Source organism: Sphingomonas sp. KC8, assembly GCF_002151445.1.
Taxonomy (GTDB): domain Bacteria; phylum Pseudomonadota; class Alphaproteobacteria; order Sphingomonadales; family Sphingomonadaceae; genus Sphingomonas_E.
Genome location: NZ_CP016306.1, coordinates 1,560,833 through 1,585,529, shown reverse-complemented (window position 1 = coordinate 1,585,529; position 24,697 = coordinate 1,560,833). Strand labels below are relative to the sequence as shown.

The window sequence follows — 24,697 nt, the reverse complement described above, 5'->3', positions numbered from 1 at the left end:
TTCATCCTTCGGACCCCAGCGGCCGCGTGACATCTTCGAGCCAGGCCTTCGCGGCGCCATCGAGCTGGGGAGCGATCCGTTCGCGAACCTGGCGGTGATAGTCGTCCAGCCACGCCCGTTCGGCGGGCAGCAGTGCGCCCGCATCGATCAGTTCCCGGTCGATCGGCGCGAAGGTGAGCGTTTCGAAGCCCATCATCTCGCGTTCCGCACCTTCTGTTGCACGCGCTTCTACAAGAACCAGATTTTCGATACGAATGCCATATTCGCCGGATTTGTAATAGCCCGGCTCGTTCGACAGGAACATGCCGACCTGCAACGGTTCATCCCCGCCGCCATAAGTGGCGATGCGCTGCGGCCCTTCATGCACCGACAGATAGCTGCCGACGCCGTGGCCGGTGCCATGGGCGTAATCCAACCCCGCTTCCCACAGATATTGCCGCGCCAGCACATCGAGCTGGCTGCCGCGCGTACCGGCCGGGAATGTCGCGCGGGCGAGCGCAATATGGCCGCGCAGGACGCGGGTGAAGCGATCCTTCATCTCCGCCGTCGGCGTGCCGATCGCGATGGTGCGGGTGACATCGGTGGTGCCGTCTTCATACTGGCCGCCCGAATCGATCAGGAACAGCGAGTTCAACTCGATCGGCCGGTTGGTTTCTTCACTCACCCGGTAATGGACCACCGCGCCATTGGGGCCGGCGCCTGAAATCGTATCGAACGACAGGTCGCGCAGCACGCCGGTGGCCTTGCGGAACGCTTCCAGTCTGTCCGACGCGTCGAGTTCGGTGAGGCCGCCCTTGGGCGCTTCGACCGACAGCCAGTGGAGGAAACGGGTCAGCGCCGCGCCATCGCGAAGCTGGGCTGCCTTGTGCCCGGCGATTTCCGCTGCGTTCTTCACCGCCTTGGCCAGCACGGTCGGATCGCGGGCCTCGATCGTCCTGGCGCCGGCGCCGTCCAGCGCTTCGAAAATGGCCGCCACCGCGCGTTCGGGGTCGACCGCGATGGTCTTGCCGGAAAGCCCCGCCAGATAACCAGCAAAGGCGTCGCGTGGATGCAGGCGCACGGCATTGCCAAGATGCTTGGCCACATCATCGCCCAGCTTGTCGGGGGCGACGAACAGATCGGCGGTGCCATCGGCCTGCACCAGCGCATAAGCCAGCGCGACGGGGGTGCGTTCCACATCCTGCCCGCGCACGTTGAACAGCCACGCGATCGAATCGAGCGCGGAGACGACAACGGCATCGGCTTTGCGTGCTGCCAGCCAATCGGCCACGTCCTGCCGCTTTTCGGCCGATGTTTTGCCCGCCAGCGCATCGCCATGGACGATCAGCCGCGCCTTCGATGGTGCTGGGCGGTCGGGCCAGACGGCATCGACCGGGTTGGTGTCGACCGCGACGAGTTCGGCGCCCTTTTCGGCAAGGGCCGCACGCGCGGCCTTCACCCAGCCGCGCGTGTGCAGCCACGGGTCATAGCCGATCCGCGCGCCTTGGCCGGCATGGCCCTTCAGCCATTCGGCGATGCTGGTCTGCGGCACCGACTGGTAGCTCCAATGCGCGCCATCCACCTGTTCGCGCACCTGCAGGGTATAGCGCCCGTCGACGAAGATCGCGGCTTCGGCCGGCAGCACCACCGCCGATCCGGCCGATCCCTGAAACCCGGTCAGCCACGCCAGCCGCTGGGCGTAAGCGCCGACATATTCACTCATATGTTCGTCCGTCAGCGGGACGACGAACCCATCAAGCTTGCGCTTCGCCAGCTCCGAACGGAGGGCTTTCAACCGATCTTCATAGGTGGACATCGACACCGGGCCTTCTATCTCTGTTGGCTCCTAGATAAGCCGCTATGCGGCCATGCGCCAGTAATGAGGATGTTGATGCAGCCCCGGCCCCCCGTCGCCGCCCAGAAACCGCACAGCTACACCCGTCACGGCCATGTGATCGATGATCCATGGGCGTGGCTGAAGGATGCGGGCTATCCCAAGGTCGAAGACCCTGAAATCCTGGCCTATCTGGAAGCGGAAAACGCCTGGTTCGAAGCCGCGATGGCCCCCCACGCCGATCTGGTCGAAACGCTGTTCGGCGAAATGAAGGGCCGGCTGAAGGAAGATGATGCCGGCGTGCCGCAAAAGGATGGCGACTGGCTGTACTGGTGGGCGTTCCGGCCGGGCGGGCAATATCGCGTCTGGCATCGCAAGCCCGTGGGCGGCGGCGCCGATCAGATTATCCTCGATGAACCGGCCGAAGCCGAAGGCAAGGAATATTTCCGGCTGGGCGCGCTGGAAATCAGCCCCGATGGCCGGCTGGCGGCATGGTCCGCCGATGATAATGGCGCGGAACGCTTCACCCTGCGCATCCGCGATCTGGCGACGGGCGTCGATATCGAAACGGTGACGGACGTCGCCAATGGCGCTGTGGTGTGGAACGCGGATTCCAGCGCGGTCGCTTATACCGAGGTCAACGATAACTGGCGCACCTATCGCGCGCGGCTGCATGTGCTGGGCAGTGATCCGGCGGGCGATGTGACCTTGTATGAAGAAGCCGACGAAGGCTTCCGCGTCGCCGTGTCCCGCACGCAGGATCGGGCGTGGATCGTGATCGCGACCGGCGATCATGAAACCAGCGAGGTGCGGTTGCTGCCCGCCGATGATCTGGCGGCCGCCCCGCTGCTCGTCAGCCCGCGCCAGCCCAAGCGGCAATATTCGGTCGATAGCGCGCACGGCCGGCTGTGGATCCTCACCAACGACGATCATGTGAACTTCCGGCTGGCGGAGGCGGATCCCGCCACGCCCGGCGCATGGACCACGGTGATCGCCGGATCGGACCGCCATTATCTGCGTGGGGTGACCAGCTTTGCCCGGCATCTGGTGGTGCAGGAACGCGAAGACGGCCTCGATCAGGTGCGCCTGCGCGGATATGATGGCAGCGAAGCGCGCATTCCTTTCCCGGAAGCCAGCTACACGGCGGGCCTTGCGGCCAACCCCGAATATGATCCGCCGGCCTATCGGCTGGCCTATAGCTCGATGGTCACGCCGGGCACGGTGTATGATTTCGATCCGGCGACGGGCGCCCTCACCACGTTGAAGGTGCAGGAAATCCCGTCGGGCTATGATCCGGCGCTGTACGCCACCGAACGGCTGACGATCACCGCGCGCGACGGCACCAGCGTGCCCGTATCCGTCGTCTATCGCCGCGATTTCGTGAAGGACGGGACGGGCAAGCTCTTCCTTTATGCGTATGGCGCGTATGGCTATGCCTATCCGCCCAGCTTTTCGACCTTGCGGTTGAGCCTGCTCGATCGCGGATTTGCCTTTGCCATCGCCCATATCCGCGGCGGCGATGATCTGGGCTATCGCTGGTATCTCGATGGCAAGGCCGAAAAACGGTGGAACACTTTCCATGATTTCGTCGATGCGGCCAACGGCCTGATCGCCGCCGGCTTCACCCGCGCGGGGAGTATCGCGATCAACGGTGGATCGGCGGGGGGCGAACTGATGGGCGTCGTCGCCAATACCGATCCCGATCTGTGGGGCGCTGTCGTCGCCGATGTGCCGTTCGTCGATGTGCTCAACACGATGCAGGATGAAAGCCTGCCGCTCACGCCCGGCGAATGGCCCGAATGGGGCAATCCGATCACCGATCCGGCGGCGTTCGATCTGATCCGCAGCTACAGCCCTTATGATAATGTGACGGCCCAGGCCTATCCGCCGATGCTGATCACCGGCGGGCTGAACGATCCGCGCGTCACCTATTGGGAACCGGCGAAATGGGCCGCCAAGCTGCGCGCCACCAAGACGGACCAGAATATCCTGCTGCTGAAAACCAATATGGGCGCGGGCCATGGCGGCAAATCCGGCCGCTTCGATAGTTTGCGCGAAGATGCAGAGGCCTATGCCTTCATCCTCACCCGGATGGGGGCTGGGCCGCAACCGGCATGATCCCGTTCACCCTCACCTTCACCGCTGCGCCGGCCGACATTGATGAACTTGGCCACGTCAACAATGCGGTGTGGGTGCGGTGGATTCAGGATGTCGCCACCGCCCACTGGATGGCGGTGGCCGATCCGGCGCATGTCGATGCCTATATCTGGGTCGTGACCCGGCACGAGATTGATTATCTGCGCGCGCTTGGCCCCGGTGGCACGGTGACGGCGCGGACGTGGATTCCCGATGCGCCGAAAGGGGCGCGGTTCGATCGCATGGTCGAATTTGTCGGGGCCGAGGGCAAACCCCATGTCCGCGCGCGCACCACCTGGGCGATCCTCGACAAGGCGAGCGGCCGGCCGTTGCGGGTGCCGGCGGACGTGGCGGCCCCGTTTTTGTGAAGGGTTCTAAACGTCGCTTCGGTCAGCCTTTGCGCGGGGCGAACAATGCCTTGCCGGCAAGGGCCGCAAAGCCGATGGCAAGGCCCCAGAAAGCCGATCCGATGCCCCATAGCGACATGCCCGATGCGGTGGCGGCGAAGGTCAGTATGGCGGCGTCGCGTTCGCCGGGGGATGCCAGCATCCCGTCCAGCGCATTGATCAGCGGGACGATCAGGGCGATCCCGGTGATCGCCGCGATGGTTGCGTGCGGCATCGCCAGGAACAGGCCCACCAGTGGCACCGAAAACGCGGCCAGCATGATATAGAACCCGGCGTAGATCAGGCCGACGATCCAGCGTCGTTCGCGATCGGGATGGGCGTCGGCGCTGGTGCAGATCGCGGCGGTGATCGCGGCAAGGTTCACGCCATGCGCGCCGAACGGGGCCAGCACTGCGGTTGCCAGCCCGGTCGTGAACAATATCGGGCCGGGCGGGGGCGTGTAGCCGGCCGATTTCAGCACGATGAACCCCGGCAGGTTCTGCGATACCAGCGTGACCAGGAACAGGGGGACGCCAAGGCTGATGATCGCGCGGGTATCGAACACCGGCCAGGTCGGCGTCAGCGTGCCGAACGGCGCACCTGCGGGCAGGGCGGCGACATCGCCGCGCAGCGTCACCAGCGCGATGGCGGCGACGAGGACGATCAACAGCGCGTAGAGCGGGAAGCGTTGCCGCGCGACGATGAAGGCCAGCAGCAGCAGGCCCGCCAGTGCCACGTCCACCTCGAACGTGCGGAACAGCGCAAGACAGAAGGGCAGCAATATGCCCGCCAGCATCGCCGATGCCACCGCCGCCGGGATGCGGCCGGCCAGCCGGCCAAGTGCTGGTACCAGCCCCAGCACCACCATCATCCCTGCCGCGACGATGAACGCGCCGGTTGCCGCAGGCCAGCCGGCCTGCGCCGTGCTCGCGGCCAGCAGCGCCGCGCCTGGGGTCGACCAGGCGAGCACGATCGGCATGCGCAAAGCCACGCTTAGCCCCGCGCCCGCCACGGCGATGCCGATGCACAGGGCGGTCACCGCCGATCCGATCTGCGCGGCCGATCCGCCCATGGCCTGTCCGGCCTGCACGATCAGCGCGACCGTGCCGCCAAATCCGATCAGCGCTGCAATCAGCGCGGACGACCAGGCGGCCAAGGGGGCGGCAGGCGTGTTGGACATTGGTTGAGACACTCGGCAGGGAAGGGGGGGAGACGGCAATCGGTATCAAGCTGACGCTCTACTTGGCCCACCGCCGGCTGGCGATCATCCCCGCTTCATTTCCCGCCCGCTGCGATGAACGCGCGAACCCGCTCTTCCAGCACCGGCAGCGGCACGCTCCCCAGCGCCAGGATCATATCGTGGAACGGCCGCTGGTCGAACCGCGCGCCCAGCGCCTCTTCGGCTTCCTTGCGCAGCCGCCGGATCGTCATTTCCCCCAGCTTGTACGCCAGCGCCTGTCCCGGCCAGCTGATATACCGGTCCACCTCGGTCGCCACCTCATGCGCTGACAGGGCGGTGTGATCGCGCAGATACGCAATCGCCTGCTCGCGGCTCCACCCTTGCGAATGGATGCCGGTATCGATCACCAGCCGGGCCGCCCGCCACATCTCATAGGATAGCTGGCCGAACTCCTCATACGGCGTCTCATAGATGCCAAGCTTTCCCCCCAGCCATTCGGTGTAGAGGCCCCACCCTTCGCCATAGCCCGAAAAATAGGTCTCACGCCGGAAATCCGGCCGCTCCGGCGCTTCAAGCGCAAGGGCGGCCTGGAAGCTGTGGCCGGGCGAACATTCGTGCAGCGTCAGCGCGGGGATATTGTAAAGCGGCCGCGACGGCAGGTCGTACGTGTTCATCCAGCACGCCTCCAGCCCCCCGCGTCCCGCCGTCCAGAAAGGCGCGATCGCGTCGGGCACGGGCAGGATGGTGAAGCGGTAGCGCGGCAGCAGGCCGAACGCGTCCTTCAGTTTGCCGTCCATCTTCTTGGCGACATAGGCCGAATAACTCAGCAACTCGCGGGGGGTTTTCGCGGTGAACTGCGGATCGGTGCGCAGGAAATGGAGGAACTCGGCGAACCCGCCCTTGAATCCGCTGCGCGCCATCACCTTGCGCATTTCAGCGTCGATCCGTGCCACTTCCTGCAGGCCGATCTGATGAATCTCGGCGGCGCTCAGGTCCAGCGTCGTATATTCACGGATCTGTGCGGCGTAATAAGCCTTGCCGTCGGGCATGGCTTCGGCCGCCAGCGTGCCGCGCGCGCGGGGCACATATTCGGTGCGGATGAACGCCAGCAGTTTTTCATATGCGGGAACGATTGCTTCGCGCACCGCCACCTCGCCCTGACGGCGCAAATCGTCGCGGATGGCGGCGGGAATCGTATCCGGCATCTGCGCGAACGGTGTCATGAACGGGTTTCGGGCAGCGTCATTGGCGGCGAAGGGAACGATGGAGGCATCACGACCGGCTAGTGTTGCCCGCGGCACGCTGAAACCGCGCTTCAGCCCGGTGCGCATATTCGTGATATTCTCGTCAAAATATCGCGGAACATCGCGCATGCGGGCGATGTAGCGCCGATATTCGTCGGCCGTACGATAGCCGCCACTGGGAACAAGATGCGCCCAGAAGCTGGAATCGCTGTTGAAGGGCATTTCGTAGCCCCTGAAGCGCACGTCGTTCGCGAGCGCCACGATGCTGGTGCGAAACACGGCATAGTTGATCTGTTCCGCGGCGGAAAGTTCAGTTGGCGGAATAGTGTCCAGATTTCTGAGGACATCAGTCCAATATACAAGGCGCGCGGCCTGGCTGGCGGCGTCGACACGCGGGAGGTGGTCGCCGTTGATGGTCCAGCCATTTTCTCCCTTCACCTGCGCGAACTGGCGCATTCGCCATGTCCACTCAGCGTCGTAGAGTGTTTTCAAGCGCGCGTCGGCATTGTCGTTGGTCGCAGTTCGCGCGGCATGCGGAACGGAGGCTGCCCCCGCAAAAGCCGAAGGCGGTACAGCGAGCGCGGCAATGGGCATCAAGATATGTCGAATCATGCTGCGGACACCTGAATGGTGACAACTCATTATCAATCAAAGGAAATTTTCGATTTTTCAAGGGCTATATATTGCTGTTATCGCAAGATGAAAAATCGAACAGATTGTCGGATCGAATCCGATGGCGAAGATCATTTGGGAAACAGATAAAAATCAACCAGAATTATCTTCTGATCGGCGCGTAAATATAACGAAATATCGCATTTAACTAAATGCCCGAAAATAATAGATAATCGATTTTCGTGAAGAATCGATCCATTTTTCTAGCGGATTTATCGAACGGCTCGTCGAGAATCGTCCTTAATTTTCGATGAACGGGCGATGGGGGGCTTTCATGTTAACGGGTCTTTATAGAGTCGCGGTCAACGAATGACGGGTTAGGCGTGTGGGGGCGCCGTCCGATAACAGAGGTCGTTATCCGCGATGTTGACTATTGTATCCCCAGCGGCTCCGCAGCGAACGTCGCTTAAATCCCATTCGGCCAAGGTCGCTCTCATCGCGGCCCTGTGCGCCGGCACGGCGTTTGCTGGTGTGGCGACGCTTACCATTTTTGGCCGGACGTTCATTATTTCCACTTCGTCGAAACCGGTGATCAAGCCGGCGGTGAAGGCTCCGACCGGAGGAAGCACCACATCGCCTTCACCTTCGCCTGTTCCGGTGCCGTTGCGTTCTGGTTTGGGTCTGAACCTGACGAGTGCGATTTATTATAGCGGCGAACGGGCGCTGATGAATTTGGCGCAGGGCAGCGGCGGCTGGATGTGGCAGGCGTCGTGGAGCGCGCCCTGGGGGGTGCTGGATACGGGTCGGCTCGACGGGACGGACACGGTCAAATCGCTCAGTCCGGGGGAGGTGGCGCATCTGCCGTTGCTGCCGCCGGAAGGGGCGTATGGGACGGCGCCGGTTCGCGTGCGGTGCAGCTGGGCGGGCAAGGGGACGCTGGCGCCGGGCGGTATCGTCAGCGCGGTTTCGCAGGGCGCGAACAGCTTCGAATTTGACTGGGCGCCGGCGAAGAATGGCGAGGTGATGCCGGCGCGGGTGACGCTGAGCGCGACCGATCCGTCCGATCCGGTGCGCAAGATCGATTGCCGGGAGAAGAGCGCGTCGACGACGGCGCTGTTTTCGCCGGACTTCGTGCAATCGCTGGCGGGGTACAGGCTGGTGCGGTTCCTCGACTGGCAGAATGTGAACCAGAATGCGACGGTGACGTGGGCGACCCGGCCGACGCTGGACAGCCAGGACCAGAGCGGCGCGCGGGGCGTGGCGGTGGAATATATGGTGGGGCTGGCCAACGAGGCCGGGGTGGATCCGTGGTTCACGATGCCGTGGAATGCGGACGACACCTATATCCGGCGCTTTGCCGAATATGTGCGGGACAATCTGGCGTCGGGCCGGGTGGCCTATGTCGAGATGTCGAACGAGGTGTGGAACTATGCCTTTCCGGTGACCGGGCAGGCGCGGGACGAGGGCCTGGCGGCGGGGCTGTCGACCAATTCGCATGAAGCGATGCTGCGGCGCTATGCCGAGAAATCGGCGGCGATGCACCGGATCTGGACCGATGTGTTCAAGGCCAATCCAGGCCGGCTGGTGCGGGTGGTGTCGGTGCAGAGCGCGAATGCGTGGACGGCCGAGACGGTGCTGGGTTTCCGCGACACCGCGCAATATGTGGATGCGGTGGCGACCGCGCCTTATTTTGGCGGCGCGCTGTTCGATGATGCGCGGGCCGGCTGGACGAACCTCGATCAGATCTTCGCCTGGCTGGGTGCCGATGTCGACGCCGCGATCGCCCGTGGGGTGGAAAGCAAGGCGATCGCCACGCGGTTCGGCAAGCGTTCGATCGCCTATGAGGGCGGCCAGCACATCCTCAACCGCACCAATCTGCCGCTGCTGACGAGCATCCAGCGCGATCCGCGGATGTACGATCTCTACAAGAAATATCTGAGCGGCTGGCAAAAGCAGGTCGGCGACACGATGACGCTGTTCAACTCGACTTCGCCGATCAGCCAGCATGGCGCCTGGGGCCTGCGCGAATATGCCGGACAGCCTCTCGCCCAAACCCCCAAGCGCCGCGCAGCCGTCGACTATAACAACGCCGTCTACTGACACGGCAAACCAAATAAGGGGCGGCCTCAACGCCGCCCCTTCCTGATTCCTGTCAGCCGGCGGCGACGTCCACCGGCGCGCGGCCGCGCTTCACCATCAGCTTGTTGAGCGCGTTCACATAAGCGCGGGCCGATGCGACGAGCGTGTCATGGTGCGCGCCGCGCCCGCGCGTGGTGCGGCCTTCTTCGGACAGCAATACCGACACTTCGGCCTGCGCATCGGTGCCGCCGGTGACGGCGTGCACTTCATAGCGTTCGAGCGTGCCGCGTTCGTGGGGCACGAGTTCGCGGATCGCTGCGAACAGCGCGTCGACCGGGCCGCTGCCGCGCGTGGCCGCGGTCTTTTCCTCGCCATCGATTTCCAAGGTCAGGATCGCGCGGGCAGGGCCCGTGCCGCAATGGATTTCGACATCCTTCACCTGAATGCGATCATGGCCGCGCAACACTTCATCGTCGACGAGCGCGACGATATCCTCGTCGAACACCGCCTTCTTGGCATCGGCCAGCGCCTTGAAACGGACGAAGGCGTCCTGGAAGGCATTGTCGCCCAGCGCATAGCCCAGCTCTTCGAGCTTGGAGCGGAATGCCGCGCGGCCCGAATGCTTGCCCATCACCAGATTGGAGGTCGACAGGCCGACGCTTTCGGGCGTCATGATCTCGTAGGTCGACGAATCCTTGAGCATCCCGTCCTGATGGATGCCGCTTTCATGCGCGAAGGCGTTGGCGCCGACGATCGCCTTGTTCGGCTGCACCTGAAAGCCGGTGATGCCCGAAACCATGCGGCTGGCGCGGGTGATTTCGGTCGACACGATGTTGGTGCGCACCGGCATCACATCGTGGCGGATCTTGAGCGCCATGGCGATTTCTTCGACAGCGGCGTTGCCGGCGCGCTCGCCGATGCCGTTGATCGTCGATTCCACCTGTCGCGCGCCGGCCATCACCGCCGACAGGGTGTTGGCGACGGCGAGGCCGAGATCATTGTGGCAATGGGTGGAAAACACCGCGAGATCGGCGCCCGGCACGCGCGCGATCATGTCGCGGAACATCGCGCCATAGGTTTCGGGGGTCGCATAGCCGACGGTGTCGGGCAGGTTGATCGTGCGGGCACCGGCGCGGATCGCGGTTTCGATCGCACGGGCCAGGAAATCCGGCTCGGTGCGGGTTGCATCTTCGGCCGACCATTCGACATCGGGGCAGATGTTGCGCGCGTGCGAAACGGTGCGTTCGATCGCTTCCAGCACTTCGTCCGGGCTTTTGTTGAGCTTGACCCGCATGTGGAGCGGCGATGTGGCGATGAAGGTGTGGATGCGCGGCTTGGCCGCATGGCGCACCGCTTCCCACGCACGATCGATATCGGGGATCGCGGCGCGGGCGAGGCTGGCGACGGTCGCCCGCTTGCACTGGCGCGCGACTTCGCTCACCGCTTCGAAATCGCCCTGGCTGGCGATCGCGAAACCGGCTTCGATAATGTCCACGCCCAGCGTTTCGAGCTGGGCGGCGACCTGCAATTTTTCTTCGAGATTCATCGAACAGCCGGGAGACTGTTCGCCGTCGCGCAAGGTGGTGTCGAAAATCAAAATGGTATCGGTCACGGGGCCTGCTCCTGTCGCAGGGTTGTCATTCGGGGTGATTTTCTGCCCTTAGACGCTGTGGCTCGAAGCCCCCTGTCGAGGCCGAGCGAAATCGCGCGCCTAAGGGCGCGTAAGTCGAAGCAGGAGAAGGCCGCGGTGGGACAACATGACATGGCCCATAACGCGATAGGGGGAGCAAAGTCCAGCGGCTTCGGTCGGGCGCGCGGGACCGCCGGGAAATCGCCCCCTCCCGCGCGGGGGAGGGGGCAATAATGAGGGTCAGGCCGGGCGTTCGAAGGCGACGCTGATCTTCAGTTCCACCTCGTCGGGCACCATCGGGATGCCGTAATTGACGCCGAAATCGCTACGCTTGATCTTGGTTTCGGCTTCGAAGCCGATCGTGTCCTTCTTGGTCACCGCGAAATAGCCGGCGCCGGAAAATTCCGCATCGAGCACGACGCGCTTGGTGATGCCCTTGATCGTCAGATCGCCGGTGATCTTGGCGTCATCGCCATCGACGACCACGCTGGTCGATTTGAACGTCGCCTTCGGGAATTTGGTGGCGTCGAAGAAATCTGCACCCAGCAGATGCTTGGTGAGATCGGCATTGCTGGTAACGACCTTATTGATCGGGATTTCGATCGACACGCTGGCCGCCTGCAGGTTGGCCGGATCGATCGTCAAGGTGCCGGTGGGATCACCGAACAGGCCGAAATAGTCATTGAATCCAAGGTGGTTGACCTCGAACATGATCTGCGCGTGGGCGCTGTCCACCGTATAGGTGCCGGCTTTCACCCGCGACGCATCCTTGGCGCCCGGCGCCGTCATCGGCATCTGGGCGATGACCGGAATGGCGATGGCGGCGCTGGTGGCGAGCGCCAGGGCAATGACGATTTTGCGCATATCAGGCTCCGAATAAGGAATAACCCCCGGAAGCTGGCCGGGGCGCCCGATCCTGTCAAACACCGAAACCGAAATGAATTGTTTCTGGATCCGCGTCGCCGGATCACATGATCCGCTGCCTAAAGCAGCTTTTCGATCGCGCCGCGCAGATCTTCGGGCTTGGTGGTCGGGGCAAAGCGATCGACGACCGTGCCATCGCGGCTCACCAGGAATTTGGTGAAGTTCCACTTGATCCCTTCGGTGCCCAGTACGCCCTTGGCCTGATTTTTCAGATATTTGTAAAGCGGGTGAGCCGTATCGCCATTCACATCGATCTTGGCGAACATCGGGAATTTCACGTCATATTTCAACGTGCAGAAGTTTGCGATTTCGGCTTCGTCGCCCGGTTCCTGCGCGCCGAACTGGTTGCAGGGGAAGCCCAGCACGGCCAGCCCGCGATCGGCATAGGCTTCGTGCAGCTTTTCCAGTCCGTCATATTGGGGGGTGAAACCGCATTTGCTGGCGGTGTTGACGATCAGCAGCACCTTGCCGCGATAATCCGCCAGGGGCACATCCGCGCCATCGATCGTTTTTGCCGTAAAATCATAGATGTCCGCCATCGCGATTCGCCCCCTCTTGCGTTTCGATCGCAAGATGCGCGCTCCGTGGCGGGTTGCAAGTCAGCGTTGCAGATTGGCAATGCGCTTGCGTTCGTCGGCGGGAATAAGGCCTTCGAGTACGGTCCAGAAACCGGCAACCGAACCCTGGCCGGCTTCGGCATAGGCGCGGGACAATTTGGAGCGCAGCGCTTCCAGCAATTCGGCTTCGAGCGTCGCGCCCTCGGGGGTGAGGCGCAGCAGGCGCTGACGCCGATCTTCGCGACCGGTGCGGCTTTCGACAAAACCACGTTCGGTCAATTCGTTGAGGACGCGGCCGAGCGATTGTTTGGTGATACCCAGAATGTGCAGCAGGTCGCTCACCGTCAGATCGGGCTGGCGCGCAATGAAATAGAGCGCGCGATGATGCGCACGGCCAAGCCCCTGCCGCGACAGCCCTTCGTCGATTCCACGATAGAGGTGGCTGTATCCGAAATAGAGCAGCTCGATGCCGCGCCGGATTTCGGGTTCACGCAGGAAAAGTGGAGATGCAGATTGGACAGCCATGTTGACATATATAATCGGTGAGATCAGCCGGGTGCAATGTCTATCCCTTTCGGTTGGCAATAAGAAAGAAAATTATTTGTTTTCATATAAGTGCAACATTAACCTTACGCTCTGTTTACCCCTTGCCCCCTAATCCCGCGATCCTGGAAAGACGGGGCGAACGTGGCGCGACAGAATGACAGTCAGGGGGGGCGGCCGGTGGCGGGCGAAGCGTTGCGCGTGGCTACGGGGCATGTCTCGATCGGTGTGGATGCGCCGCTGGCCGAAGCCATCGATATTTTCCGCGCGCGGCCCGATCTGCGGCTGTTGCCGGTAATCGATTCGGATGCCCGGCCCGCCGGTGCAATCTTCGAAGCCGATCTCAAGCGAATATTGTTCAATCCCTTCGGCCATGCGCTGCTCAGCAATCCCGGTATCGGGATGCAATTGTCGCACCATGTGCGGCCGTGCCCGGTCGTGGCGGATGATATCGGGACGGGCGCATTGCTCGATGCCTATGCCGCCAGCGGTGGCAGCGAGGGGCTGATCGTCACTCGCGATGGCCGCTATCATGGTGTCATCGCGAACCGCACCCTGCTGCGGCTGGCGGCCGCACGCGAAGCGGAGCGTGCGACGGCGGCGGCGCAGCGATTGTCGGTGATCGATGCAGCGGGCGAACGATTGCGCCGTGAGGCGACGACGCTTGGCCAGGAGCTTGATGCCCTGTCGGCCGCTGTGCGGCAAACCGCCGGCGGGATAGCCGCCCGCGCATCGCAAAACGGGGCGCGGGCCGGCGTCATGGCGGGGGCGGCGTCGCAGGCGTCCGCCAATATGGTGGAGGTCGCGACACGGGGCAGCGGGCTTGCCGCGGCGTTCGATGCCATGCAGGCGGCACGGGCGTCCACGGTCGAGGCGGTAACGATCGTCGCCGATGGCGGCGCGCGTGCAGCCGGACTGACGACCGCCGCAACCAGGATCGGCGGGGTGGTGACATTGATCGAGGAGATTGCCGGCCGGGTGAACCTGCTGGCGATCAACGCCACGATCGAAGCCGCCCGCGCCGGCGAAGCGGGACGCGGCTTTGCGGTGGTCGCGCATGAGGTGAAATCGCTGGCCTCCCAGGCAGCAGCGGCGGCTTATGGGATTCACGGCGAGGTTGCTCATATCCGTCAGGCCATCACCGCCGTTCATGCGGGCCATGGCGACATCGAAGCCATTGTCGGCCGGATCGACGCCTTTGCCAGTGCGATGGAACAAGCGGTTGCCGAACAAAGCCGGGCGACGCACGTCATCGCCACCAATGTCGGCGAAGCCGTGGCCGCATCCGATGATATCAACCGCAATGCAAAGGCCATCAGCGAAGGGACGGCACAGGCTGCCGAACGCGCGCGCGAAATGGAAGCGATGGCCGAATCGCTCGCCGGCCGGTCGACCCGGCTGCATGGCCGCGTCGGCCATTTCTTGGCCGAAATCCGCGCCGCCTGATCAGGGCGTGCGGATCGGCAAATTGTTTCTCATGCGCCGGGCCTTGTCGGGCCGTGCCGCCTGTATCGCTGGATTCATTTGGAAATCCGGCGGCCCGGTGCTTTATGGTCCGGCCGCGCCAAGACGCGGATTAGGAGATTGTCTGAAATGCTGAAACTATTGGCGGCTTGCGCCGCTTTGACGCTCGTGCCGACTGCCGTGTCTGCACAGGCCCCGGCCGCTGCTTCGGCTGCTGCCGCGCCGCTTTCGACCGCTGGAACCTCGATTGGCGACCTGCTCGACAATCCCGATGCCAAAGCGGTCCTGTTGAAGCATCTTCCCGAAATCGCTGCCAACGATCAGATCGCAATGGCACGGGGGATGACCTTGCGTGATATCCAGCAATTTGCGCCGGGCGATATCACCGACGACAAGCTGACCGCGATCGACGCGGATCTCGCCAATCTCAAGGCGGGAAAATAGGATTTCGGCGGGCCATCATTGCGCCCGCCATTTTCATGCGGCTGGCGGGGTTTCGGGGCTGATTGTGAAAGCGGGTTGGTGGGCTCGCCGGGATTCGAACCCGGGACCTACAGATTAAAAGTCCGTTGCTCTACCGACTGAGCTACGAGCCCTCACCAATGCTGTGAAGCGGCGCCTCCCTATGCGCCGATGCGGTAGCGGTCAACCTCGCTCGTTGTTGAGAATCCTTATCACATGACAACTCGTTGTTGTGCACTAGAATGCGCGCGGCTGGGGCTGCCGGAGCAGAGACATGGCATATTCGATTACCGTCAACGGCGTTGCCCGCGAGGTGGATGTCGATGAAGACACGCCCCTGCTGTGGGTGATCCGCGACGAACTGGGGCTGACGGGCACCAAATTCGGCTGCGGTGTCGCGATGTGCGGGGCGTGCACCGTTCATATGGATGGCCAGCCGCTGCGGTCCTGTTCGCTGCCGGTGTCCGCCGTCAGCGGCGAAATCACCACGATCGAGGCGGTCGAGGGGCCGGAGGCCAAGGCCGTGCAGGCGGCGTGGGTGGCGCGCGATGTGCCGCAATGCGGCTATTGCCAGTCCGGTCAGGTGATGAGCGCGGTGGCGCTGCTGCGCGAAATTCCCAAACCCAGTGATCAGGATATCGATCGGGCGATGAACGGCAACATTTGCCGCTGTGCCACCTATGTCCGCATTCGCGCCGCGATCCACGACGCCGCCAAGCTGCTGGAGGCCTGAACCATGGGCATCGAAGATCTTTGCCTGTCACGCAGGGCGGCGCTTGGTGGCGCTGGCGCGCTGGTGATTGGCCTGACGCTGCCGGCGGCGGGCCGGGCGCAGGGTGCAGCCGCTGCTGCCAAGGCGGCGGCCCCGATCGATCCCAACGCGTTCGTGCGGGTGGGCGCGGATGATGTGGTGACGGTCGTCGTCAAGCATATCGAATTTGGCCAGGGGCCATATACCGGCCTTGCCACTTTGGTTGCCGAGGAACTGGACGCCGATTGGGCCAAGGTGGTCGCCGAAGCTGCGCCGGCCAACGCGGCGATCTACGGCAACGCCACTCTGGGCGGGATTCAAGGCACGGGCGGATCGACCGCACTGGCCAGCAGCTATCTGCTGATGCGCCGGGCGGGGGCGACCGCGCGGGCGATGCTGGTGTCCGCCGCCGCTGCCCAGTGGAAGGTGCCGCCGACTCAGATCAGCGTCGACAATGGTGTGATTCGTCATGCCAAATCGGGACGGGAAGGGCGCTTTGGCGAGTTCGCGGCCGCCGCATCCAGATTGCCGGTGCCGCAGGATGTACCGCTGAAAGATCCAAGCGCGTTTCGCCTGATCGGTAAGGATCACAGCGTCCGCAAGCTTGATAGTCCGGCCAAGACCAATGGTTCGGCGATCTTCACGATCGACATCAAGGCGCCGGGCATGCTCACCGTGGTCGTCGCCCGGCCGCCGCGCTTTGGCGCCAAAGTCGCGTCGTTCGATGCGACCGCTGCCCTGAAGGTGCGGGGCGTGAAGGCCGTCAAAGCCATTTCCAGCGGCGTGGCCGTCTATGCGACGGGGATGTGGCCCGCGATCAAGGCGCGCGGCCTGCTGAATGTCCAGTGGGACGACAGCAAGGCCGAAGTGCGCGGATCGGAGGAGATGATCGCGCAATATCGGGCGCTCGCGCAAAAGTCCGGTACGGTTGCGGCGAAAGCCGGCGATGTTGATGCTGCGCTGGCCGCTGGCGGTGATCTGGTCGAGGCGGAATATGTTTTCCCGTTTCTTGCCCATGCCCCGATGGAACCGCTCGACGGCTATCTCGAATGGGATGGCAAGAGCGCGCTGGCCCGTTTCGGCTGTCAGATGCAGACGATCGATCATGCCGCGCTGGCCCAGGTGCTGGGCCTGTCGCCCGGGCAGGTCCGCATCGAAACCATGCTGGCCGGCGGCAGCTTTGGCCGCCGCGCGACGGCCAACGCGCATCTCGCGGTCGAACTGGCCGAAGCCGCCAGGGCGATCGGGCCGGGCCAGCCGATCAAGCTGGTGTGGACGCGCGAGGATGACATCCATGGTGGCTATTACCGGCCACTGATGGTCCACCGGCTGCGCGGTGTGGTGAAGGATGGCCAGATCACCGCCTGGGCGAACGATATCGTCGGCCAGTCCTTTGCCAAGGGCACCCCGTTCGAAGCGATGATGGTGCGAAATGGTGTCGATTTCGGCATGATCGAAGGCGCGCACCAAATTCCGTACGACATCGCCGCATTTCGCTGTACGGTGCAGGATGATCCGACCCCGGTAACCACCTTGTGGTGGCGATCGGTGGGGCACACGCACACCGGCTATGCCGTCGAATGTTTCGTCGATCAGTTGCTGGAAAAGGCCGGCAAGGATTCTGTCGCCGGGCGGCTGGCGCTGATGGGCAAGGCGCCGCGTGCGGCCGGCGTGCTGAAGGCGGTGGCCGACCTCGCGAAATGGACCGGCCCCGCCGTTGCCAACGGGCGCGCACGGGGTGTGGCGGTGGTCGAAAGCTTCGGCAGTTTCGTTGCCCAGATCGCCGAAGTGTCGCTGGATGAGAATGGCGAACCCAAAGTGCACAAAATCTGGTGCGCGGTGGATTGCGGTGTCGCGGTGAACCCCGATGTGATCCGCGCACAGGCCGAAGGCGGCATCGGCTATGGCCTTGGCCACGCGCTTTATGCCGAAGTGCCGCTGGTGAAGGGCGCGGCGGCCGTTGCCAATTTCAACGATTATCGTTCGCTGAGGATCATGGAAATGCCCGAGATCGAAGTCGTGATCGTGCCATCGGCCGAAGCGCCAAGCGGCATCGGCGAACCAGGCGTGCCACCGGCGGCACCTGCCGTGGCGAATGCGCTGGCGCGTCTGGGCAAGGTGCGGCCAGCCCGGCTGCCGATGGTGCGGCCGGCATGATCCGGGCTGCGATCCTTGCGACGGCGGCGGCATTGTCCGTTGCTGCGGTCGGTGGGGCGATGGCGACGGCGGCGCCCCAGCCGGCCCCGCAACCGGCGCCCGCAGCCAAGTTGCGTCCGGCGCTGGCGACCAGCCTGAAACCGGTATCGGCCTTTGCCGGCATCGCCGACAAGCGCGCCCGTTCGCTCGCTTTGTTCGGTGAAGTCGGCAAGGTGCTCCAGCATCCGCGCTGTCTGAACTGCCATCCCGCCACCGAACGGCCGACGCAAACCGAACGGATGACGCCGCACATGCCGATGGTGGTGCGCGGTGATGGTGGCATCGGCGCGACAGGGCTGCGCTGCACCACCTGCCATGGGCCGGCCAATTATGCGGTGTCGGGCGTGCCGGGGCATCCGCAATGGCATCTGGCTCCACCCGAAATGGCGTGGGCAGGCAAGACGCTGGGGCAGATCTGCCGGCAGCTCAAGGATCCCGAACGCAATGGTGGCAAGTCCATGGCCGACATGATCGAGCATATGACGAACGATACGCTGGTCGGTTGGGGCTGGGCACCCGGTGGCAAACGCGTGCCAGCGCCCGGCACGCAGGCTGAATTCGGTGCGTTGTACAAGGCGTGGGCCGATAGCGGCGCGGTCTGCCCGGCCTGACGGGATCGGCTAACCCAGCCGCGCCCGCATCTGGCGCACCGTTCGTCCTGTCAGCGGATGCCTCCACTGGGGTGTGATCGGCAGCAGCGGATCGAGCACGAAGGCGCGTGCGGCGATCTGGCTGTGGGGTACTGCCAGTTGTCCGGGCGCTGCCGTGCGCGGGAATGGTGGCCATGTCCCGCCGGACCAGAGCAGGATATCGAGATCGAGCACGCGCGGTCCCCAGCGTCGCCCCCGCCTGCGGCCAAAGGCGCGTTCAATCCGCTTGAACAAGGCGAGCAGGGCAGGCGGCGTCAGATCGCTTTCGACAATCGCGGCGGCATTGGCAAAGCCGCGTCCCGCCGGGCCAAGCGCAGCGGTGGCGATCACACGGGACATGCGGATGATGGTGACGCCTTCGGCCGCCAGTGCGTCAAGCGCGGCCGCGATCACGCGATCGGGCGATCCGTGGCGGCCGTGGCGGCGATTCGATCCTAAAGCGATGGCATAGCTTGTGCGCGGCATCCGTCGTCGCCTATCGCACGGCGATGACGATGCCCAGCCCGATTGAACCGCCGCGCGATTGCCCGCGCTGTCCCCGCCTTGTGGCCTTCCGTGCGGAACAGCGCGCCGCCCATCCCGACTGGCACAATGCGCCGGTATCCAGCTTCGGCGACAGTGATGCGTGGCTGGCCATTGTCGGCCTGGCCCCCGGCCTGTGGGGCGCGAACCGCACCGGCCGCCCGTTCACCGGCGATTTCGCGGGCGCGCTACTGTACGAGACGCTTGGCAAATTTGGGCTGGCGGACGGCACCTTTGCCGGTCGGCCGGATGATGGGCTGGTGCTGAACGGCGCGATCGTCGTCAATGCGGTCCGCTGCGTGCCACCCGAAAACAAGCCGCTGCCGGAAGAGATCAAGGCCTGTCGGGATTTCCTGAAGCCCGATCTGGCGCGATTGCCCAATCTGAAGGTTGTCATCGCCCTCGGCCAGGTCGCGCATCAGTCGGTGGTGAAGGCGCTGGGCGGCAAGCTGCCCAAATGCCGCTTCGCCCATGGTGCCGAGCATCGCGTGCCAAGCGGCATGATGATCGTCGACAGCTATCATTGTTCGCGGCGCAACCAGAATACCGGTTTGTTGACGGCTGAGATGTTCGAAGCCGTGTTCGCGCGGGCGATGGAATTGAAGGGCTGATCATGTTCCCTGTTCGCGCCCGGCGGTTCGGCCGGGCGCGAAAAAGATGTCAGACCGTCTTGAGATAATCGAGATAGCCACCGTCTGGCGGGCCATCGAGCGCGGCCATCACAGGGGCCAGCGCTTCCTTGGGCAGATGCGCGCCGGCGCCCTTGTGCGCGTCGACCGAATCCCACTTTTCGATGAAGACGAAACGGCGTTCGTTGCCGATGTCGCGCATCAGTTCGACCCCTTGGCAACCGGGGATCGGGCGAACCTTGTCGGCCAGATCGCGCAGCGCGGTTTCCAACTGGGCGTCATTCCCTTCAGCGGCGTGCATCACATAATGCCTGGCGACGGTCATGGCAGTCCTCTCTCTTGTCGGATGGGATACCGGGCTTTTGTTATTCCGGCGGGTTGATCGCGATCAGCTCGACATCGAAGGTCAGCGTGGCGTTGGGCGGGATATCGCTGCCGGCACCATTGGCGCCGTAGGCCAGTTCCGGCGGGATGACGAAGCGATATTTGGAGCCGACTTCCATCAATTGCACGGCTTCGGTCCAGCCGGGGATCACCTGATCCAGCCCGAAGGTGACGGGCATGTCGTAACGGCTGGCATCGAACGTGCGGCCGTCGTCCAGCATCCCGCGATAATTGACGCTCACGCGGTCGCTGGCTTTGGGGCGTGGCCCCTTGGCCGGGCGCAGCACCTGATAGCTGATGCCCGATGCGGTTTTCGCGATCACCGGCGGCTTGGGGGCGGGCGCCGCCATCGCCGGGGTGGCGATGGCCAGCGCCAGCGTGGCGGCGAGGATTTTCACGCGGCGCTCGTTTCGGTCACGCTGGGATTGGCGCGGTGCAGGCGGGCGAATTCATGGACCTGACGGCCGACCAGTTCGAGCTGGTTGGATGCACCGGCATCGCTGCACACGCCGCCCTTGAATATCCCGCCCGAACTGTTGATCGCGGCGCCCAGCGGCGTCGGCCAGCCGCGCAGCGCGTGGACGATCGACCGCAGCGTGGCGAGCGTGCTGCCCGTCGCCTGCCAGCCATAAGCGGTGGCGATCAGTCCGACCGGAACACCATCGAGATAGACGCGCGCATCCTTGGAGGTTTCCTCCAGATAATCGATCGCGTTCTTGACGAGGCCCGAGATCGAGCCGTGATAGCCGGGGCTGGCGATGATCAGGCCATCGGCGCGGCGCACCGCAGCCACAAATTCGCGGCCTTCGGCCGAAACGCTGCTGGCCTCGGTCATGTAATGGGGCAGGGCTGCCAGCGTTTCCGCGCCGAACAGCTTGACTTCGGCGCCGGCGCGTTCGGCAGAGGCGAGTGCGATCGCCAGCGCCTGTTCGGTCGATGAATTGGCGGTGGCGGTGCCCCCGATCCCGACAATGAACGGCTTGGTCGAGGTCGAATCCGGCATCAGTGTCTCCTTCGTGTCGGCGAAGCGCTTGCCACGCGATTGCGGGCTTCGCAACGTCCGAACGGAGGATGCCCCGTGGAGTGGTAGCTCCACGGGGCTGCTTCCGGCCGCAAATCCAAACCCGAACGGGCCGGGGTGGGCTTGGGCCTAGCCGAACGTCAGCTCGATGATCTTGCTGGGTGTCGCCCGGCAATACATCGGAATGGCGCGTTCGCCGTCGGGATAGGTGCCGGTCAGCGCCGCGCGGATGCGCCAGCCGCCATTGCCCTGTTCCAGCGACACCAGCCGGTCATATGACAGCCGCGTGCCGCCGGTCGCGCCGATCTGGCGGGCGGCTTCGGTCATGCACCTGTTCGCTACCGGGCGTGCTGCGGCCGGCAGGCCGGCAAAATCGGCGACGATTGCAGCCGGCGGGCCGGCGGGGAATGTGGCCGGTTTTTCCGGTGCGGCCGGCTCGGTCGGGGTGGCTTCCTTTTTCTTCTTGCCCTGCGACGCCAGCAGCGCGATCAGCCCGCCGGCGACGGCAACCCCGGCGATGATCGCGCCGGTGCTTGGCCCCTTGTCCTTGTCGCGATCGGGATACGGGTAGTTGTCGCCACCGCCATATCGGTAGCCATAGCCAAATTCGGCCTGGCATCCGTCGCGCACGGTGATCGAATCATAATCATAATCCCAGGTGCGGCCCTGGCGGCAGTTTCCGGCGATATGCTGGATCAGCCGCACGCGATTTTCCGTGCGGGCGCTGCACCGCTTGGTCTTGTAGCCTTTCGACTGGCACCGCAACGTACCGGCATAATCGTCATTATAGCCATTTCCCGGATAGCCGGTGCCGGGATAGACCGGCGGGCGGATTTGCGGGCGTTCGGGGATGGGCATCGGCCGGGTCGTTCCGGGCGCGGGCAGGGGGGCGGGCAAGGGCGTGGGCTGCTGCGCATCGGGCCAGGCTGGCCGGGTGGTCGGCTGGTACGCCATCGCCGGTGTGGCGAGGCTCGTCATGATGAACGAACCGATCGTCGCGGCCATGATCGCCTTGTGAGACATCGCTGCTTCTCCCGTTATTGCCCCGGAATGAATTTACATCATTTTCGAAGGCTAGGCGACACGGCGGCAACTTGATCGGCTGACTGCATGAAACGCTTCTATCGTCGGCGATCAGGCCCTAGATGTGGACGATGAAACGTCGCCTTCCCCCCGGCCTTCCCAGCCGCCAGCAGATCCTGGATTTCATCACCCAATCCGAAACGCCGGCCGGCAAGCGCGAAATCGCGAAGGCTTTCGGCCTTACGGCTCAGGATAAAATCCTGCTGAAAGCCCTGCTGAGGGACATGGCGGATGAGGGGCTGATCGACAGTGCCCCCGGCCGCGCGTTCCACAAGATGGGCGGGGTGCCGAAGGTGACGGTGCTGCGCATCGTCGACGTCGACGGCGATCAACCCGTCGCCGTGCCGGAAAACTGGCAGGCCGAAACCCCGCCACCCCGCCTGCGCGTGGTGGAACGCAGCCGCCGTTCAGCGCTGGGGCCGGGTGATCGCATTTTGGCCCGTACCGAAGAAAAGGGCGCGGGCTGGATCGCGCACCCGATGAAGAAGCTCGCGCGGGGCGAGGAACTGGTGCTCGGCGTGCTCCATGCCGAAGGCGACCGGCTTTGGCTGAAGCCGGTCGACAAGCGCGAGAAGCGCGACTGGCCGGTGTCCGATGCGGGCGGGGCGGGGCCGGGCGATCTGGTGTTGGCCGAAAAGGCGGGTCGGCCGCCACGGATGACCGTCAAGGTCAGCGAGAAACTGGGCGATCCGTTCGCACCGCGCAGCTTCAGCCTGATTGCGATCCACAAGCACAATATCCCCAACGCCTTCGCCGAAGAAACGATCAAGGAAGCCGAACGCGTCGCCAAGCTGCCGCTGGGCGAGGGGCGCGAGGATCTGCGTCATCTGCCGATCGTGGCGATCGATCCCGCCGATGCGCGCGACCATGACGATGCGGTGTGGGCCACGCCCGATGACGACCCCGCCAATATCGGCGGCTTTCGGGCGATCGTCGCCATCGCCGATGTCAGCTTTTACGTCCGCCCCGGCGGGCGGCTCGATCGCGAGGCGCGCAAGCGCGGCAACAGCGTCTATTTTCCCGATCGCGTCGTCCCCATGCTGCCCGAAACGCTGAGCGCGGACATGTGTTCGCTGAAAGCCGGGCAGGACCGCGCGGCGATGGCCTGCCACCTCACGATCGGCAAGGACGGCAAGCTATTGGCCTGGCGCTTCACCCGCGCCTTGGTGCGGATCGCGGCGAACATCGCCTATGAAGATGCGCAGGCCGCGATCGACGGGACCGCGAATGAACCCGGTGCCCTGACCGAAAGCGCGCTCAAGCCGCTATGGGCGTGCTGGGCCGCGCTGGGCCGTGCCCGCGATGCCCGCGCGCCGCTCGATCTCGATCTGCCCGAACGGCGCGTCGTGCTGGATGAAAAGGGCCGTATCCTGTCGGTTGCCCCGCGCGAACGGCTCGATGCGCACCGGCTGATCGAAGATTATATGATCGCCGCCAACGTCGCCGCCGCCAAGGCGCTGGAGGCGAAGAAAGCCGATGTGATGTATCGCGATCACGAACCACCCAGCCGGGAAAAGCTGATTGCGCTCAAGGATTATCTCAAGACGTTCGAAATCGAATTTGCGCTGGGGCAGGTGGTGCGTCCGGCGACGTTCAACCAGTTGCTCACTCGGATCGGCGAGGATGCCGATTTCCGGCCGCAGGTGATGGAACAGGTTCTGCGCAGCCAGACGCAGGCTTATTATGCGCCGCGCAATGTCGGCCATTTCGGGCTGGCGCTGGGCAGCTACGCGCATTTCACCAGCCCGATCCGGCGTTATGCCGATCTGATCGTGCACCGGTCGCTGGTGGGGGCCTATGGCCTTGATCCGGATATGAAGGCGACGCGGCTGGCGGCGGAGGATTCGACGCGGATGGAGCAGTTGGGCACGGCGATCAGCCAGGCCGAACGGCGCGCGATGGAGGCCGAGCGCGAGACGATCGACCGTTATGTCGCGGCATATCTCGCCGCGCATGTGGGCGAACTGATGGATACACGGATCACCGGCGTGCAGAGCTTCGGCTTTTTTGCCACGGTGGTCGGGCTGGGCGGCGACGGGCTGGTGCCGGTGTCGACACTAGGCGCCGAACGCTTTCGCTACGATGAAGGCGCGCAGGCGCTGGAAGGCGAGGAATCGGGCGATCGCTACGTACCGGGGCAGAAACTGCAATTGCGGCTGGTCGAAGCCAATCCGATCAGCGGCAGCTTGCGCTTCGAATTGCCCGAAGGCGTAAACCATCTGCCGCTGCGGCGTGGCGGCAAGGATCGCAAGGTGATGGGCCGGCGCGGTCGGCCCGGCAATATCCGCCATCAGGGGCGGCGTCGCTAGAAGCCGATTGTTCGCAATGGCGACGCCGGCTTTCGACGTATGTCTGAGCCGGGAGCCGGCGGAACGGCTAACCGATTTATTGCGCGCATGAAAAACGCCGCCGGCCCGTGGGCCAGCGGCGT

Annotated in this window: 22 protein-coding genes and 1 tRNA gene; 10 read left to right on the top strand and 13 right to left on the bottom strand. The window is 64.3% G+C overall.

Going from position 1 to position 24,697, the window contains the following annotated elements; genetic code table 11:
• Position 1: 1 nt before the first annotated feature.
• A complete protein-coding gene (locus tag KC8_RS07465) occupies positions 2-1,795 on the bottom strand; it encodes an aminopeptidase P family protein (RefSeq protein WP_010127690.1) in 1,794 nt (597 codons plus the stop codon).
• A gap of 69 nt (positions 1,796-1,864) precedes the next feature.
• Between KC8_RS07465 and KC8_RS07460 the strand changes: the two genes are divergently transcribed.
• Both KC8_RS07460 and KC8_RS07455 read left to right on the top strand, forming a co-directional pair.
• Positions 1,865-3,931, top strand: a complete 2,067-nt coding sequence (locus tag KC8_RS07460) for a S9 family peptidase (RefSeq protein ID WP_010127689.1) — start codon at positions 1,865-1,867, stop codon at positions 3,929-3,931.
• Entirely contained in the window at positions 3,928-4,317 is a 390-nt protein-coding gene (locus tag KC8_RS07455; RefSeq protein WP_010127688.1) for an acyl-CoA thioesterase, read from the top strand. The genes KC8_RS07460 and KC8_RS07455 overlap by 4 nt, the downstream gene beginning before the upstream one ends.
• Before the next feature lie 22 nt (positions 4,318-4,339).
• Here the strand turns inward: KC8_RS07455 and KC8_RS07450 are convergent, their stop codons facing one another.
• Together KC8_RS07450 and KC8_RS07445 are read right to left on the bottom strand one after the other, a co-directional pair.
• Positions 4,340-5,515 (bottom strand): benzoate/H(+) symporter BenE family transporter, encoded by a 1,176-nt coding sequence (locus tag KC8_RS07450; protein ID WP_050805470.1) that lies wholly within the window; start codon positions 5,513-5,515, stop codon positions 4,340-4,342.
• Between the two features lie 95 nt (positions 5,516-5,610).
• Positions 5,611-7,371, bottom strand: a complete 1,761-nt coding sequence (locus KC8_RS07445; RefSeq protein WP_029624837.1) for a DUF885 domain-containing protein — start codon at positions 7,369-7,371, stop codon at positions 5,611-5,613.
• Between the two features lie 531 nt (positions 7,372-7,902).
• On the opposite strand from KC8_RS07445, the gene KC8_RS07440 reads away from it, so the two are divergent.
• On the top strand, positions 7,903-9,471 hold the full coding sequence (locus tag KC8_RS07440) for a hypothetical protein (protein WP_232455659.1): 1,569 nt from the start codon (positions 7,903-7,905) through the stop codon (positions 9,469-9,471).
• 52 nt (positions 9,472-9,523) lie between these two features.
• On the opposite strand, the gene KC8_RS07435 is transcribed toward KC8_RS07440, so the two are convergent.
• From KC8_RS07435 to KC8_RS07420, 4 genes are all read right to left on the bottom strand, one after another.
• A complete protein-coding gene (locus KC8_RS07435; RefSeq protein WP_010127592.1) occupies positions 9,524-11,062 on the bottom strand; it encodes a 2-isopropylmalate synthase in 1,539 nt (512 codons plus the stop codon).
• Between the two features lie 258 nt (positions 11,063-11,320).
• Positions 11,321-11,944, bottom strand: a complete 624-nt coding sequence (locus tag KC8_RS07430; protein WP_010127593.1) for a YceI family protein — start codon at positions 11,942-11,944, stop codon at positions 11,321-11,323.
• A gap of 119 nt (positions 11,945-12,063) precedes the next feature.
• Positions 12,064-12,543 (bottom strand): glutathione peroxidase, encoded by a 480-nt coding sequence (locus tag KC8_RS07425; protein ID WP_010127594.1) that lies wholly within the window; start codon positions 12,541-12,543, stop codon positions 12,064-12,066.
• Positions 12,544-12,603: 60 nt separating this feature from the next.
• On the bottom strand, positions 12,604-13,086 hold the full coding sequence (locus KC8_RS07420) for a MarR family winged helix-turn-helix transcriptional regulator (protein ID WP_010127595.1): 483 nt from the start codon (positions 13,084-13,086) through the stop codon (positions 12,604-12,606).
• A gap of 162 nt (positions 13,087-13,248) precedes the next feature.
• On the opposite strand from KC8_RS07420, the gene KC8_RS07415 reads away from it, so the two are divergent.
• Both KC8_RS07415 and KC8_RS07410 read left to right on the top strand, forming a co-directional pair.
• Entirely contained in the window at positions 13,249-14,550 is a 1,302-nt protein-coding gene (locus tag KC8_RS07415; RefSeq protein WP_232455658.1) for a methyl-accepting chemotaxis protein, read from the top strand.
• 78 nt (positions 14,551-14,628) lie between these two features.
• Positions 14,629-15,012, top strand: a complete 384-nt coding sequence (locus KC8_RS07410; protein WP_232455657.1) for a hypothetical protein — start codon at positions 14,629-14,631, stop codon at positions 15,010-15,012.
• A 76-nt stretch (positions 15,013-15,088) separates the two neighbouring features.
• Here the strand turns inward: KC8_RS07410 and KC8_RS07405 are convergent.
• Positions 15,089-15,164, bottom strand: a tRNA-Lys gene (locus tag KC8_RS07405).
• Positions 15,165-15,304: 140 nt separating this feature from the next.
• Between KC8_RS07405 and KC8_RS07400 the strand changes: the two genes are divergently transcribed.
• Genes KC8_RS07400 through KC8_RS07390 form a run of 3 tightly spaced genes read left to right on the top strand, consistent with a single transcriptional unit; the run spans position 15,305 to position 18,588 of the window.
• Positions 15,305-15,763 (top strand): (2Fe-2S)-binding protein, encoded by a 459-nt coding sequence (locus KC8_RS07400; RefSeq protein WP_010127599.1) that lies wholly within the window; start codon positions 15,305-15,307, stop codon positions 15,761-15,763.
• Between the two features lie 3 nt (positions 15,764-15,766).
• On the top strand, positions 15,767-17,938 hold the full coding sequence (locus tag KC8_RS07395; protein WP_010127600.1) for a xanthine dehydrogenase family protein molybdopterin-binding subunit: 2,172 nt from the start codon (positions 15,767-15,769) through the stop codon (positions 17,936-17,938).
• Positions 17,935-18,588 (top strand): hypothetical protein, encoded by a 654-nt coding sequence (locus tag KC8_RS07390; protein ID WP_010127601.1) that lies wholly within the window; start codon positions 17,935-17,937, stop codon positions 18,586-18,588. Before KC8_RS07395 ends, KC8_RS07390 begins: the two co-directional genes overlap by 4 nt.
• A 9-nt stretch (positions 18,589-18,597) precedes the next feature.
• Here the strand turns inward: KC8_RS07390 and folK are convergent, their stop codons facing one another.
• Complete coding sequence (gene folK / locus KC8_RS07385) at positions 18,598-19,092, bottom strand: 2-amino-4-hydroxy-6-hydroxymethyldihydropteridine diphosphokinase (protein ID WP_010127602.1); 495 nt, start codon at positions 19,090-19,092, stop codon at positions 18,598-18,600.
• A gap of 23 nt (positions 19,093-19,115) precedes the next feature.
• On the opposite strand from folK, the gene KC8_RS07380 reads away from it, so the two are divergent.
• Complete coding sequence (locus KC8_RS07380; protein ID WP_029624823.1) at positions 19,116-19,760, top strand: uracil-DNA glycosylase; 645 nt, start codon at positions 19,116-19,118, stop codon at positions 19,758-19,760.
• Positions 19,761-19,809: 49 nt separating this feature from the next.
• Here KC8_RS07380 and KC8_RS07375 read toward each other — a convergent pair whose 3' ends face one another.
• The 4 genes from KC8_RS07375 to KC8_RS07360 form a co-directional block, all read right to left on the bottom strand.
• Positions 19,810-20,103 carry a putative quinol monooxygenase gene (locus KC8_RS07375; protein WP_010127605.1) on the bottom strand — a complete coding sequence of 98 codons (294 nt, stop codon included), beginning with the start codon at positions 20,101-20,103 and terminating at the stop codon, positions 19,810-19,812.
• A gap of 40 nt (positions 20,104-20,143) precedes the next feature.
• A complete protein-coding gene (locus KC8_RS07370) occupies positions 20,144-20,560 on the bottom strand; it encodes an FKBP-type peptidyl-prolyl cis-trans isomerase (RefSeq protein ID WP_010127606.1) in 417 nt (138 codons plus the stop codon).
• Entirely contained in the window at positions 20,557-21,165 is a 609-nt protein-coding gene (locus KC8_RS07365) for an NADPH-dependent FMN reductase (protein ID WP_029624824.1), read from the bottom strand. The genes KC8_RS07370 and KC8_RS07365 overlap by 4 nt, the downstream gene beginning before the upstream one ends.
• A 147-nt stretch (positions 21,166-21,312) precedes the next feature.
• Positions 21,313-22,206 (bottom strand): DUF3011 domain-containing protein, encoded by an 894-nt coding sequence (locus tag KC8_RS07360; protein ID WP_083831312.1) that lies wholly within the window; start codon positions 22,204-22,206, stop codon positions 21,313-21,315.
• A 122-nt stretch (positions 22,207-22,328) separates the two neighbouring features.
• On the opposite strand from KC8_RS07360, the gene KC8_RS07355 reads away from it, so the two are divergent.
• Positions 22,329-24,575, top strand: a complete 2,247-nt coding sequence (locus KC8_RS07355; protein ID WP_010127610.1) for a ribonuclease R family protein — start codon at positions 22,329-22,331, stop codon at positions 24,573-24,575.
• Positions 24,576-24,697 lie beyond the last annotated feature (122 nt).